The following is a 13,817-nucleotide window of genomic DNA, read 5'->3' as shown; positions in this document are numbered from 1 at the left end:
TAAAAATAAAAAGAGACGGAACAAAGTAACGGCATCCTTTCTATTTCTTCTTACTTAACATTTATTCACAAAACTATAAAAAAAGACGTCAGCCATTTAAATTTGGCTGACGTTTTTTGAGTTTAGATGTTCTATTTACATTTCATATTTTTTAAATAGAAGACTTGCATTGTGACCACCAAAACCAAGAGAATTACTCATTGCATATTGAATATTTGTTTCTCTCGCTTCATTAGGAACGTAATCTAAATCACATTCAGGATCTGGATCTGTTAAATTAATTGTTGGTGGTAAAATACCTTCTTTAAGTGCAAGAGCAGTAAAAATAGCTTCAACGCCACCTGCTGCCCCTAATAAGTGTCCAGTCATAGACTTTGTAGAGCTCATAGCAAGCTTATAAGCATGGTCACCGAAAGCTGTTTTAACAGCTTGTGTTTCAAATAAGTCATTATATGGCGTACTAGTACCATGTGCATTGATATAATCAACTTGTGATGGGTCTACACCACCATCTGTCAATGCTTGCATCATTGCACGTGCTGCACCTTCACCCTCTGGAGCCGGAGCAGTAATATGATGAGCATCTCCTGTTGCACCATAACCTAAAACTTCAGCATAGATTTTAGCACCACGAGCTTTTGCATGTTCGTATTCTTCTAAGATTACAATACCAGCGCCTTCTCCAATAATAAATCCATCACGGTTTTTATCAAAAGGACGGCATGCCGTTTGTGGATCTTGACTCAATGATAATGCAGTATTGGCACAGAAGCCTGCCACAGCCATCGTTACGATTGGGGATTCAGCACCACCTGAAATCATTACATCTGCATCCCCTCGTTCAATTACTTTAAAAGCATCTCCAATTGAGTTTGTTCCAGAAGCACATGCCGTTACAGAGCAAGAGTTGATACCCTTTGCACCAAAATGAATCGACACTTGACCCGAAGCCATATCCGGAATCATCATTGGAATAAAGAACGGACTAACACGTCTTGCGCCACGCTCTTGGAATGTTAAAAACTGTTGCTCGTAAGTTTCCATTCCACCAATACCAGAACCAATCCAAACACCAGCACGTGGAGCTAGCTCCTCATCAATTGTTAGTTGAGCATCTTCCATAGCCATGATTGAAGCGGCTAACGCATAGTGTGTAAAACGATCCATCTTTCGAGCTTCTTTACGATCAATATACTTTTCAATATCAAAATCTTTTACTTCTGCTGCAATTTTCGCTGCAAAAAGATCTTTATTTAAACGTGTTAGCTCACCAACACCAGATTTACCAGCTTTAATGTTAGTCCATGTTTCTTCGATGCTATTTCCTAGTGGTGTAACTGCGCCAATTCCTGTAATTACTACTCGTCTTTTACTCATTGTCTTACTCCCCTCAAGCATTTTTCCTACTTATTTTCCCCATCTCATGGCTACGGCACCCCATGTTAAGCCGCCACCAAAACCTACAAGGACTAATAAATCATCCTCTTTAATCTTACCTGCTTCAAGCTCATCTACCAAGGAAATACCAATAGATGCTGCAGAGGTATTCCCATATTTATGAATCGATTTTGACATTTTTTCTGGTGGTAGCTCTAATCGCTCACGAGCAGATTCCATAATACGTATATTGGCCTGATGCGGCACTAAAAAATCTACGTCTTCTTTTGTTAATCCCGCTTTATCTAACACGTTTACAGCCGATTCACCCATTTGACGTACAGCAAACTTAAACACTTCACGACCATTCATGGCAATCGTGTCTTGCTTTGTTAAATAAAGATTTTTACCGCCCGTGCCATCTGCACCAAGCTCAAATGATAAAATACCTCTGCCCTCAGATACTGGCCCAACAATTGCCGCGCTCGCACCATCACCGAATAATACAGCTGTATTACGATCTTTCCAATCAATGACTTTTGACAGCTTTTCAACACCTACTACTAAGACATATTTATAAGCGTTTGCCTCTACAAAATGTTTGGCTGTCACTAAACTATATATAAATCCTGCACATGCTGCTGCTTGATCCATCGCCGCAGCATTTACTGCTCCGAGTTGTTCCTGAACCATACATGCTACACTTGGGAAAGTTTGATCCTGTGTTACAGTTGCTACAAGTATTAACCCAATTTCCTCAGGCGTAATACCCGCTTTTGCCATAGCTTCTTTAGCAGCAGCTACTGCTAAATCTGAAGTTTCCTGGTCATCTGCCGCAAAATGACGTTCTTCAATGCCTGTTCGCGTACGAATCCACTCATCCGAAGTATCCATTATTTTTTCTAAATCAAAATTTGTCACGACTTTTTCAGGAACGTATTTGCCTATTCCTATAATACCAGCGTTCATATAGCAACCCCTCAGCTTTCTTACTATCAATTATTAGTAACTGGTCATAATTATAACGCATAGTAAAGGAATGACGCAAGATGATTTAAAATTATTGTGTTTTTTAGCGGGGCATTTCTTTGTTATATCGTGTGTTTTTTGAGGGTTTTTCTTTTTAATTAAAAAGGACGTATTATCTTCTAGATGTTTGTTCTACTTTTTTCGGTTTTTAAGTGAATACCCCTTTTATAATCTAAACTATCTTTATCCAAGAACGCCTCGCAAAAACACCAAGAACATAATATACAAATCCTTGTATTTGTTGTGACAAATTCGCCATGTTTCACATAAAAGATTCATTTTTTTTCGGTTTATGTTATGATATGATAATGAATATGAGTAAAACCTTATGATGAAAAAAGTTCGGTTGAGGTGAAATTAATGCAATATATCGTAACGTTCATATGGTCATTCCTACTAGTTTCTATGTTAAACTACGTAGTCAGCTCTGTACTTGGTGCGCCATTCGATTTTAAAACTGGGGCAATCGTTTCAGTTGTATTCTCCATCTTAATTTTTATTATTGGGGCAATCATTCCAAACGATCCTACACCAGAAGCTGCAGACCATCATTAATTCAGCTTGAAAAAACCTGTTCCGCTTTATGCGAAACAGGTTTTTTCTGTTATTTTTCCACAATACATTGGCCATCACGCATTTTTACATGCAGTGTTTCTCCTGGCAATACCTCGCCTTTTAAGAGTTCTCTAGCCACAGCTGTTTCGATATGACGTTGCACGAAGCGTTTTAATGGTCTTGCCCCAAATTGAGCGTCTGCACCTTGTCGTACAACCCAATCAATAACTTCTTGGTCGATAGCTAATGTAATTTCTTGCTCCGCCACACGTTTGATTAACTGCTCAACATATTTCCAAGCAATTGCTGTAAAATGTTTATTCGATAATGCATGGAAAAAGATAATATCATCCATGCGATTTAATAACTCTGGTTTAAAATGTTGTCTTAGTGCAGTCATGACTAAGTCTTCAACGGCTGCATCGTCTTCTTTTGCTTCCATTAAATAACTAGAGCCGATATTCGATGTTAAAATCACTACTGTATTTGTAAAATTGACCATACGTCCTTGACTATCTGTGATACGGCCATCATCTAAAATCTGCAATAAAATATTGGCCACATCTGGGTGAGCTTTTTCAATCTCATCTAATAGGACTACAGAATAAGGGTTACGGCGTACAGCCTCTGTTAATTGGCCGCCTTCTTCATAACCGATGTAACCTGGAGGGGCTCCAACTAAACGGGACACGCTATGTTTCTCCATATATTCGCTCATATCAATCCGAATAAAATGATCCTCTGAATCAAATAATTGAGCAGCCAGTGCCTTAGCAAGTTCTGTTTTACCAACCCCTGTTGGACCCAAGAATAAAAAGCTACCAATTGGACGATGTGGATCTTTTATGCCTGCACGTGCACGCCATACTGCTTCAGTTACTAATTGAACAGCTGTATCTTGACCAACCACACGTTCATGTAATGTTTCATTTAAACGTAATAGTTTTTCACGCTCGCCCTCCACTAGTTTTGTAACAGGAATACCTGTCCAACGAGAAACAATTGCAGCGATTTCCTCAGCTGTCACCTCTTCCCGTAAAATACGAGACTCTGCACCGCTTTCTAAATCCTTTTCAAGCGCCTGAATGTCTTTTTCAAGTGTTGGAATTTTACCATGACGTAATTCAGCAGCTTTATTTAAATCATATTTACTTTCCGCTTCATCTAGATCACGACGGTATTTATCTAATGTTTCCCGTTTTTTCTGAATACCGTGTAGCTTTTCTTTTTCTGCTTCCCATTGTTGTCGCATACCCTCAGAGGATTCTTTTAACTTTGCCAATTCTTCTCGTAATTGCTCAAGACGTTTTTTACTTGCTTCGTCCTTTTCTTTCCGTAATGCTTGTTCTTCAATTTCTAGCTGCATAATACGACGTGTCACAGCATCTAATTCCTGTGGCATTGAATCGATTTCAGTACGAATCATTGCGCAAGCCTCATCAATTAAATCAATTGCCTTATCGGGTAAAAATCGCTCTGTAATATAACGATTGGAGAGTTCTGCTGCAGCAACAATCGCACGATCATGAATACGTACTGCATGATGTAATTCAAAGCGTTCCTTTAAGCCACGTAAAATGGACACGGTATCCTCTATTGAAGGTTCTCGTACAAGTACTTGCTGGAATCGGCGTTCTAATGCAGGATCTTTTTCAATATACATACGATATTCATCTAATGTAGTTGCACCGATACAGTGTAATTCACCGCGGGCTAGCATAGGCTTTAGCATATTTCCCGCATCCATGGCACCATCAGTTTTTCCAGCGCCTACAATTGTATGAATTTCATCAATAAATAGAATGATCTGCCCTTCCGAATCTTTAACCTCTTTTAACACACCTTTTAAACGTTCTTCGAATTGACCTCGGTAGCTTGCACCTGCTATTAAGGCACTCATATCCAGCTCGTATAACACACATTCTTTCAAGCCCTCTGGTACATCACCTTTTACAATACGTTGTGCTAAGCCTTCTACAATAGCTGTTTTACCAACCCCTGGCTCACCAATTAAAACAGGATTATTTTTTGTTTTACGCGTTAAAATACGAATGACATTTCGAATTTCCTCATCACGACCAATCACGGGATCCATTTTGCCATTTTTAACTTCTTCAATTAAATTACGTCCAAATTGCTCTAAGGGCTTTTGATTATCTGTTTGTTGAAATTGCATAGCTAGCACTCCTTTACTTTAATGTTTCGCATAATTTTTATACCCATTCTGGTTCTCTTTAAAAGTTTGACCTTTTTTGACTAACTTTATTTTACATCAATCGACAACTCTTCGCAAAGAAATAGCATTAAATTTTTACACTTAATAATGGAAATTTACGTTATAATAGCAGTATGTTTCTATGTTTTAGTATCGAAAAATCCACTATCCTTTTGTAATAATAGCCATTTATTACAAAAAGAAAGCGATGTGTTGGAGATATGGTTTTAATGGATAATATGTTTGAAAAAATTATGGATCTTTTTCAAAAGCACGGTGTTTTTATCAAAGTAAATAAAGGGAGTAAAATTTTTCTAGAGGGTGAACGAGCAAAAGAAATATACTATATCAAGTCAGGTGTTATTTCGATTAGCCAAGAAACCGAAACTGGCAAGGAGTTGACGATTCGTATCTGTGGACCTGACAGTATAATTGGAGAGGGTTCGTTATTTTGTAATCTTGTCTATAACTCCATGACTGCAAAAGTTTTAGAGTCTTCTACGCTGTATGTTTTAAGCCGCAAATCATTAGAGCATTTACTGGAAGAGCAGCCCACGATCATGGTGGAATATATGAAGTGGCTACAAACAGAAAACTTAAAGCACCAAAGTCGTTTGCGTGATTTAGTGTTAAATGGAAAAAAAGGTGCTTTGTTTTCAACGCTCATTCGTCTATCCAATACTTATGGTAAACCTTTAGAAGATGGCTCCATTTTTATTGATTTTCAACTAACAAATACTGAAATTGCGAATTTGTGTGCGACAAGTCGTGAAATGATTAATCGCATGTTGAATGATTTAAAAAAACATGACGTTTTGACTTTTGACAAAGGCTTTATAACTATTCATGATTTACAATTTTTTAAAAATGAGATTGCCTGCGAAAATTGTCCATTACAAATATGCCGTATCGATTAATTCGTTACATGCTAAATCCCTGCCTATTTTCAATAAGCAGGGATTTTTAATAGACGATTTTAGCGTACACCCAATGCCATTTTCGCATAGCGTGACATTTTGTCTTTTGACCAAGGTGGATTCCATACAATGTTTACATTTGTACTTTTCACTTCTGGAAGCTCACTTAATGCCGTATTCACTTGATCCACAATTACTGGGCCGAGTGGACACCCCATCGATGTTAGCGTCATTGTAACCGTTGCTAAACCTTCATCATCTAAATCTACATCATATACTAAACCTAAGTTGACGATATCAATCCCAAGCTCAGGGTCAATTACATTTTCTAATGCACCGAACATGCTATCTTTCATATCTTGATCCATTCCCATTTCTCCTTCCATCGTAGTGTTAACCTTATCATAGCAGATGCATCATATTATGCCAAATGGTCTGCAAGCCAATCTGTTGCCGCTAACATACCGTCACGTGGTACAGCATGTCCAGCCTTTTTGTTTACCATGAACTTTAAATTTTCAGGGTTTTCTTGATAGTATCCCCGTAATGTTTCATAAAATTTATACGTTTCTTGGAATGGTACTGTTTTATCTAATTCTCCATGCCAAAAGAATACAGGGCGTCCCGCAAATTTTTCAGGAGTTAGACTGACATCATATGTTGCTAGTAGCTCATTATTTTTTTGTACATCTTCCTCTGACATAGGCCAATTCACGCCACTTTTTGCGAATTGCTGCAATTGATATTCCCCCAATTTAATAAAACCAGGTGCACCCATACATATTGCAGCTGTTTGAATCCAATCATAAAGTTTGAGGCAGCCTGATGTTACAATACCGCCCATAGAAGTACCACCTATGCCAATTTTTTGATTAGCTAATAAATTTTTATTCTTTAATTCATTATATAATTGTTGTACTTCATGAATAGAATTTAAAACAATATCCCAAAATTTCAAGTTCATTTGCATCTCTGTTAGGCCTTCACTACGGTCACCATGAAATTTTGCATCTGGTAATAGGACACGCACCCCTTTATGCACCAATTGATATGCATAATGTAAGTTATGTTCTTTTGCACTCATAAAGCCATGTAAAAAAATCACTACCGGGGTCTCTTCATTCATATTCTCTGTATGTATATGTAATAAAGGAATATTTCCCCACACTTCTTTTTCTACAAACATTTTTGTCACTCCCAACTCTTGTCTCATCTTTATGTTAGCAAACTTTTTTCACTGTGACAAAATTTTGACGAATGAAAGACAAAGAGATACTATTCAAACTATAGGAAAGGGGCAACGAGCTATGAAACCGCATTTAATCGTATTAGATCTAGATGGTACTTTATTAACAGACCAACAACAAATTTCCGCAAAAACAAAAAAATCATTATTGCAGGCTAAGGAACAGGGGCACCAAGTGATGATTGCAACGGGCCGACCTTATCGTGCAAGTGATATTTATTATCATGAACTTGGACTCACAACACCCATAGTCAATTTTAATGGAGCATATGTGCATCACCCTAAAAATGCCTCTTGGCAACATATGCACACTCCCATTGATTTAAGTGTTGTACATGATGTCGTTGATTCCATTAATAGTTACCAGTATGAAAATATTATCGCTGAAGTGAAAGATGATATTTATGTACACACAGAGGATGATCGTATCTTAAATATTTTTAATATGGGCAATCCTAAAATTACACTTGGGGATTTATACACACATCTTTTAGATAATCCTACAAGTTTACTGATACAGGCAAATGAAGCCAATTCAGTCATTATTCGCGACCATTTACAGGCAGTGCACGCAGAAGTTATTGAGCATCGTCGTTGGGGTGCACCTCTTCATATTATTGAAATTGTACGCCGTGGCTTAAATAAAGCGGTAGGCATTGCGCACGTAGCAAAGGATTTTGGGATTCCACGTGAACGCATTATTGCATTTGGTGATGAAGACAATGATTTAGAAATGATTGAATATGCTGGACTTGGCGTAGCGATGGGGAATGGTATTTCAAGTCTTAAAAATATTGCCAATGAAATTACTGCTACAAATAATGATGATGGGATTGCAAAAATACTCATCGAACGCTTGAAATTATCATAGTTAAGTAGTAAGTTCAAGTTACCGTACCATTTTACCAGTTTAACTTTATTCAGTGGTACCCCTTCCGGTTGACTTAAGTGAGTACCGACTGAATAAAGCTAAAAAGGCTTTAAAAGTAAGTTGAAAATTAGGGGGACAAGAGAATGAAGATTTTTACGGATAGTGGATGTGATCTACCGAAGTCTTACTATGAAGAAAATGACGTCGTGCTACTCCCTTTACGAGTACAATTGAACAACAAAGAATATGAAGATGTCATTTCCATTGATTCCAAAGAGATTTATGATGGAATTCGTCAAGGTGCCCAACCAAAAACATCTCAAGTATCGCCTGAGCTTTTTTTGAAGCACTTTGAAGATCTGGCTAAAAATGAAGAAGAAGGTATCTATATTGCCTTTTCATCAGAATTATCCGGCACATACAGTACTGCTCAAATGATTCGTAATCAAGTATTAGAACAATATCCTTCATTAAAGTTAGTCATTATCGACTCTAAATGTGCCTCACTAGGACATGGTCTTGTTGTGGAAGAAGCTGTTCGACTTCGGAATTTAGGTACGTCATTTGATGATATAGCGTCTAGAATTAGCGCTTTTGCACCTCAAATGGAGCATTTATTTACAGTAGAAGATTTAGATTACCTCGCAAAAGGTGGTCGTGTATCAAAAGCTAGTGCATTTTTAGGTGGCCTTCTTAGCATTAAACCCATTTTAAATGTGGAAGATGGCAAGCTTGTACCTATTGAAAAATCACGTGGTCGTAAAAAAGCACTTAATCGTATGCTAGATTTAATGCAAGAGCGTGGAGGTAACTTTACAAATAAGATTGTTGGTATTAGTCATAGTGATGATGTAGCATTTGCCAATGAAGCTAAAGCATCCATTCAGGAACGTTTTTCTCCTCAAGCTGTTCAAATCACTATGATTGGCTCAGCAATCGGTTCACACGTGGGACCAGGCACTATTGCGATCTTCTTTACGAATAAAAGCTATCAAGGCTAATTCACGACACCCTAGAATTGTGCCAAAATTATCCGAGCTTGTTTGAACATCGCAGTCGTTTGAACACTCGCTGAATCAACACAAAAATAGCATGTTAGGATGACTCCTAGCATGCTATTTTCGTTGTACAATTATTAAGAGGCATCTTGTTCTTGACGACGAACTTTTCCTCGTTTAATGATGATAACAACAAAGCCAATAAAGATGACCCAAACTAAGCCTAGGGCAACCATATATGGCATGTTTAAGCCTTCATCAGTTTTAACTTGATAAATCTCTACCATTTCTCGGTCTAAAATAACTGGATAAACTTGCTTTTCGTTTATACGAACTTTTTCCTCATGTAAAATTCCGTTTAGCATTTTACCTTCACCAAGTTGTTCAGGTGTTAAGTCCACGCGTTGTGTTTTGCTCGTATTATTGACCATAATTACCCATTGCTCTTCATCTGAAGTACGTGTAAAGACAAGTAGGCCATTTTCATTTGTAATGACTTTAAAATCACCATTACGTAAAGTTGCAGATTTATTACGTAATGATTGAACATTTTTAATATAGTCGATTAATTCTTCATCAGTTTTAAAGTTGTAGAGTTGATGTGTATCCGGTTTAGCTTCCCCGTTCATGGCAATTTCCGTACCATATTGAACAACTGGCGTTCCTGGCATCATAAATAAAGCACCCATCGCCATTTTTAAACGTGTAGGCGGGAACATATTTTCATTCGCAGAATCAAATGTAAAGCGGTGAGTTTCTAAAGAATCCACCATGATTTGTGTCGGTTTCTCTCCTGTAAATGGCTCCGTTAATTTAGATGAATCCATATCAACATTTTTAAAGATATTACGATAAATTTCAGCTGTTGCTGGTGAGAAGGCAGCATCAAAATCAGCATCGCTTGCTTCATTTGTTATTACATAAAGAGCTGCTTTTGTCTCTTTTAATGCAGCTATCATCTTATTCATAAAATCCGTATCAGCGTCTGTAATATGGGTTAAACGAATACCACCAATATCATATGTAGAAACAAAATCGGTTGCTGATTGAATGAGTGCCTCTTGCACATCTTTATTCGATAAATCCCACTGTACTTGCCCATTATTGGTTGAAGCAATCCAGTCAGCTTTTGCAGTATCCTTTGCCCATTCATGATTTGGACTCACATTATTAAGTGGGAAATCCACCATCATAGACATATTTTTTGCTTTATAGGCTTCTACAACACTTTGGAACTCTTCCGCTGTCCCAAAATGACGTTCAATGGTAGCGTAGCTGGTTGGCATTGATCCATCATATTTTTCTGTAGAAAAAATAGGTCCAATGGAAACAATCGTATAACCCATTTCACCGATAAATTTTAGTTTATCTTGTAGACCTGTGAAATCGCCCCCTGCAAATTTCGAAGGATCTTGCGTATTTGTATCAAAATCGTTTGTGCCCGAGCCATTAAAGAAACGGTCAACGAGTAAATCATAGATGCTCTCTTCTGCTATCGATGTTGTCGCTTTTTCATCCGCTTGAGCTACAGGCGTAGTACTTACGAATGTAGTTGCTAGTAAAAGCGCTGCAGCTGTCGCACTTATCCACTTCTTGAATTTCACTGTTATTCCCTCACTTTCAAACCAATCCATCGTCATTTTACCAAATAACACTGTCACGTCGCTATCTTTTCAAAAGATTTTACGAAAATGTGAAATGAATTACGGCAAAAAGGTGTCCGTTCCCTCCTATTTGCCCTTTTAACTAATAAAAGCCGTGAAGCAAATACTTCACGGCTTTTACCATTTTTAAGCTAGAAAAGGGGTATACCCATTGGAAGCTTAAAGCCTAAGAACATTGTAATGAATAAGAATACAGCAAATAAAATCCAAAACATGCCAGTTGGTTTATTTTTCTTTTGGCGTACCAATACCATTTCCATCATACCGATTACTAGAATACCACCTATGAATTTAAAGCCGTAAAGCATGCCCATATCATAATCCATGCCTTTAATGAATAATGCTCCACCTGTGATGATAATTAATACGTAGAATAGACGTAATGTCATATGTAGGCCTTTTGATTGCTTGCCCATAAGCCCAGCAATTAAAAAGATAACAATACCCACTACCCACGTAGTAATATGCAGATGCGTTTGGCTAGTTAAAAAATCCATGTTTGTCCCACCTCATTCTTTTACTATCAAACTCTATCCTACCATGCGATGGAAAGGGTTTCAAATATTACAATAGTGTTCACATAATTTACACTATTTATACCTTAGAAACCCGGTGAAAAGCAACCTTACAATCAATGTGGAAGAAATTAAAAAATCCGCGGAGTATGGGCTCACGCGGATTCCAAATCTTTATTATTCAAAATGATTGACTAAAGTACCAATGCCTTGAATAGATACTTTTACTGTATCTCCAGCCTTTAAGAATTGTGGCGGGTTCATGCCTTTTCCAACTCCTGCTGGTGTACCTGTTAAAATAACATCTCCTGGCTCTAATGTTACATGTTGAGATAGGATGGATACTAAAGTTTCAACAGAGAACATCATGTCCTTCGTCGAGCCATTCTGGCGCACTTCATCATTGACCTTTGTAACTACTGTTAAGTCCTGAGGATTTGGAATTTCATCCTTTGTCACAAGGTATGGTCCAAGCGGGCAAGTGCCTTCCAAACTTTTACCTAAGAAGAATTGTTTATGCTTCTCTTGCAAATCACGGGCTGTTATATCATTGGCAATTGTATAACCAAAAACATAATCAAATGCTAAGTTTTTAGGAATATTTTTCCCGCGTTTTCCAATAACAATAGCAAGCTCACCTTCATAATCCATTTTCGATGAAAGATCGGCATGAATGGAAACCGTTTGTCCGTCTGCTGCAATAGCAGTTGGCGATTTTGTAAATACCATTAATTCCGTTGGTGCTGCCTCGGCACCCATTTCTTTGGCATGGTCATCATAATTTTTACCAATACACATAATGTTTTTTGGTGTACGTGGAATTGGTGAAAGCCACTCAATTTCTGTAAATTCACGTTTAAAACTATTAGAACGATCTGATTTTTCAGCTGCTTCTACTAATTTACGAATCTGTTCAACAAAATCAAAGCCTAAAGCAATGCCATCTACAATTGAACTTGAAAAAGAAGGGAGAACTTGAAGTTCATTTTGAATAGCGAGTACATCCCATACCGCTTCTTCTTTTTTTACTTTTGGTCCAAAGCTTACATGTCCACCTAATTTGAATGATAAAATTTTCATGATTGAAAGAGCTCCTTCTTTTTTCTACATAATACAACAATATGATAGAAATTGCCTCACTTTTGCGACAACTATTTTATAAGTTGTACTATCTTCATAAATTATGCATGTGAAGGGGAATATATTATCGTGTTTCTACTTTTTTCTTATAGGTTAATTTACGCCATAAAGCCTCTAACGGTCCTTGTTTCCATTTGGATAACCAAATTTCTGCTAGGATCATTTGCACAGCAATAATTCCAATGGCAATAAATACACCTGTTTCTACACTTACTTTTCCATACCAACCAAAGCCAAATCGATAGAATAAACAAGTACCAATAATGGATTGCAGAATATACATCGTTAACGACATTCGTCCGATTTTGGCAAAAGGACTAAGTAGCTTTCGTACAATTGGCAATAGGCAAAGTAACACAATGACTCCGATATAGCCCACTGAAAGAATTGGACCACCTATGTATACCTTTAAATAATCTAATAAATATGTCCGTGTAAACATAATAGGTAAGCTTTTGATCGTTATACCTATAACCAATCCAGTGATTGCAAGTCCTAGCCACAGCCATTTTAATTCTTTCGCTCGCTCTACTAAACGCCATTTGGATGCAGCTGCACCAATTAACATATATGGTAAAATGGTGAACAATGCCGCAAACCACATCCCTATACCCGCTTGCGTCGATAAATCTGTTAAACGTTGCATAAAGGCATCTACCCAGTTTCCGGTACCATAAGCAGTAATCGCCTTCTCCACAGATACAATATCTAAATAGTCATCCACCTTCGTATTAAACTGAATAATACCCATTATTAGTAACATAAAAACTTGCATAAAACCGTTAATGATAATTGCACTAGCCAATAACCAAATAGGGCTCAAACGTAGTAAAAGGACCAAAAAAACACCACAAAATGCGTACATCATTAAGATATCGCCCCACCAAATTAGGACAGCATGTATCAAACCAAAGCCAAATAATACAGAAAGTCTACGTAATCCTAGCGTGTAGAAATTTTGTTCACGGCTCTGTGCTTTTTGCCACTGCATGGCAAGCCCATAACCAAATAACATAGCAAATAGAGGGTAAAAGCTTCCTTGCACATAAATATCTAAATTTTTCTGCCAAACGATGTCGGATGGTGTTGTAAACCAAGATGCCAAATCAATATGCGGCATCGGCAAATAAAAGGTATACATATTTACGAGCAAAATACCAAATAAACTAATACCTCGTAAAATATCTAATGTTGCTAGTCGTTCCTGCAACATTGTCGGTTTTAACTCCACAAAATAGCCTCCCCTTAATTAGCAGCTATGGTTTAAGCAGAGCAAGCAAAAGATGCACT

The 13,817-nt window shown here is 37.5% G+C and carries 13 protein-coding genes; 4 read left to right on the top strand and 9 right to left on the bottom strand.

Features of this window, described 5'->3' with window-relative positions; translation table 11 throughout:
- Positions 1-135: 135 nt before the first annotated feature.
- Both fabF and AO843_RS13325 read right to left on the bottom strand, forming a co-directional pair.
- Complete coding sequence (fabF, locus tag AO843_RS13330; protein WP_054611589.1) at positions 136-1,377, bottom strand: beta-ketoacyl-ACP synthase II; 1,242 nt, start codon at positions 1,375-1,377, stop codon at positions 136-138.
- A 30-nt stretch (positions 1,378-1,407) separates the two neighbouring features.
- On the bottom strand, positions 1,408-2,346 hold the full coding sequence (locus AO843_RS13325) for a beta-ketoacyl-ACP synthase III (RefSeq protein ID WP_054611588.1): 939 nt from the start codon (positions 2,344-2,346) through the stop codon (positions 1,408-1,410).
- Positions 2,347-2,766: 420 nt separating this feature from the next.
- Between AO843_RS13325 and AO843_RS13320 the strand changes: the two genes are divergently transcribed.
- Positions 2,767-2,961 (top strand): YjzD family protein, encoded by a 195-nt coding sequence (locus AO843_RS13320; RefSeq protein WP_054611587.1) that lies wholly within the window; start codon positions 2,767-2,769, stop codon positions 2,959-2,961.
- 49 nt (positions 2,962-3,010) lie between these two features.
- On the opposite strand, the gene AO843_RS13315 is transcribed toward AO843_RS13320, so the two are convergent.
- Positions 3,011-5,137, bottom strand: a complete 2,127-nt coding sequence (locus AO843_RS13315; RefSeq protein ID WP_082389469.1) for an ATP-dependent Clp protease ATP-binding subunit — start codon at positions 5,135-5,137, stop codon at positions 3,011-3,013.
- A 269-nt stretch (positions 5,138-5,406) separates the two neighbouring features.
- Here AO843_RS13315 and AO843_RS13310 point away from each other — a divergent pair, with 269 nt between their 5' ends.
- Complete coding sequence (locus AO843_RS13310; RefSeq protein ID WP_054611586.1) at positions 5,407-6,093, top strand: Crp/Fnr family transcriptional regulator; 687 nt, start codon at positions 5,407-5,409, stop codon at positions 6,091-6,093.
- Between the two features lie 59 nt (positions 6,094-6,152).
- On the opposite strand, the gene AO843_RS13305 is transcribed toward AO843_RS13310, so the two are convergent.
- Positions 6,153-6,461: a metal-sulfur cluster assembly factor gene (locus AO843_RS13305; RefSeq protein WP_054611585.1), complete on the bottom strand. Its 309-nt coding sequence runs from the start codon at positions 6,459-6,461 to the stop codon at positions 6,153-6,155.
- Positions 6,462-6,514: 53 nt separating this feature from the next.
- Positions 6,515-7,279: a prolyl oligopeptidase family serine peptidase gene (locus AO843_RS13300; RefSeq protein ID WP_054611584.1), complete on the bottom strand. Its 765-nt coding sequence runs from the start codon at positions 7,277-7,279 to the stop codon at positions 6,515-6,517.
- Positions 7,280-7,400: 121 nt separating this feature from the next.
- Between AO843_RS13300 and AO843_RS13295 the strand changes: the two genes are divergently transcribed.
- Together AO843_RS13295 and AO843_RS13290 are read left to right on the top strand one after the other, a co-directional pair.
- Positions 7,401-8,210, top strand: a complete 810-nt coding sequence (locus tag AO843_RS13295; protein ID WP_054611583.1) for a Cof-type HAD-IIB family hydrolase — start codon at positions 7,401-7,403, stop codon at positions 8,208-8,210.
- A gap of 143 nt (positions 8,211-8,353) precedes the next feature.
- Entirely contained in the window at positions 8,354-9,211 is an 858-nt protein-coding gene (locus AO843_RS13290; RefSeq protein ID WP_054611582.1) for a DegV family protein, read from the top strand.
- Positions 9,212-9,345: 134 nt separating this feature from the next.
- On the opposite strand, the gene AO843_RS13285 is transcribed toward AO843_RS13290, so the two are convergent.
- The 4 genes from AO843_RS13285 to AO843_RS13270 all read right to left on the bottom strand — a co-directional run bounded on the left by AO843_RS13285 (position 9,346) and on the right by AO843_RS13270 (position 13,758).
- Complete coding sequence (locus tag AO843_RS13285; RefSeq protein WP_231630145.1) at positions 9,346-10,869, bottom strand: alpha-amylase family glycosyl hydrolase; 1,524 nt, start codon at positions 10,867-10,869, stop codon at positions 9,346-9,348.
- Positions 10,870-11,003: 134 nt separating this feature from the next.
- Positions 11,004-11,369 (bottom strand): YisL family protein, encoded by a 366-nt coding sequence (locus AO843_RS13280; RefSeq protein ID WP_054611581.1) that lies wholly within the window; start codon positions 11,367-11,369, stop codon positions 11,004-11,006.
- 195 nt (positions 11,370-11,564) lie between these two features.
- On the bottom strand, positions 11,565-12,467 hold the full coding sequence (locus AO843_RS13275) for a fumarylacetoacetate hydrolase family protein (protein WP_054611580.1): 903 nt from the start codon (positions 12,465-12,467) through the stop codon (positions 11,565-11,567).
- Positions 12,468-12,591: 124 nt separating this feature from the next.
- Entirely contained in the window at positions 12,592-13,758 is a 1,167-nt protein-coding gene (locus tag AO843_RS13270) for a DUF418 domain-containing protein (protein ID WP_054611579.1), read from the bottom strand.
- Positions 13,759-13,817 lie beyond the last annotated feature (59 nt).

This window comes from Lysinibacillus sp. ZYM-1, assembly GCF_001308875.1.
In the GTDB taxonomy this organism is placed as follows: Bacteria; Bacillota; Bacilli; order Bacillales_A; family Planococcaceae; genus Lysinibacillus.
This window is presented reverse-complemented; position numbering and strand designations above follow the sequence as displayed.

What these genes read in the sequence shown, in the direction of transcription:
- AO843_RS13290 (WP_054611582.1), top strand. Translation starts at nt 8,354, where the DNA reads ATGAAGATTTTTACGGATAGTGGATGTGATCTACCGAAGTCTTACTAT.
- AO843_RS13315 (WP_082389469.1), bottom strand. Translation starts at nt 5,137, where the DNA reads ATGCAATTTCAACAAACAGATAATCAAAAGCCCTTAGAGCAATTTGGA.
- AO843_RS13295 (WP_054611583.1), top strand. Translation starts at nt 7,401, where the DNA reads ATGAAACCGCATTTAATCGTATTAGATCTAGATGGTACTTTATTAACA.
- AO843_RS13305 (WP_054611585.1), bottom strand. Translation starts at nt 6,461, where the DNA reads ATGGATCAAGATATGAAAGATAGCATGTTCGGTGCATTAGAAAATGTA.
- AO843_RS13275 (WP_054611580.1), bottom strand. Translation starts at nt 12,467, where the DNA reads ATGAAAATTTTATCATTCAAATTAGGTGGACATGTAAGCTTTGGACCA.
- AO843_RS13310 (WP_054611586.1), top strand. Translation starts at nt 5,407, where the DNA reads ATGGATAATATGTTTGAAAAAATTATGGATCTTTTTCAAAAGCACGGT.
- fabF (WP_054611589.1), bottom strand. Translation starts at nt 1,377, where the DNA reads ATGAGTAAAAGACGAGTAGTAATTACAGGAATTGGCGCAGTTACACCA.
- AO843_RS13325 (WP_054611588.1), bottom strand. Translation starts at nt 2,346, where the DNA reads ATGAACGCTGGTATTATAGGAATAGGCAAATACGTTCCTGAAAAAGTC.
- AO843_RS13300 (WP_054611584.1), bottom strand. Translation starts at nt 7,279, where the DNA reads ATGTTTGTAGAAAAAGAAGTGTGGGGAAATATTCCTTTATTACATATA.
- AO843_RS13280 (WP_054611581.1), bottom strand. Translation starts at nt 11,369, where the DNA reads ATGGATTTTTTAACTAGCCAAACGCATCTGCATATTACTACGTGGGTA.
- AO843_RS13320 (WP_054611587.1), top strand. Translation starts at nt 2,767, where the DNA reads ATGCAATATATCGTAACGTTCATATGGTCATTCCTACTAGTTTCTATG.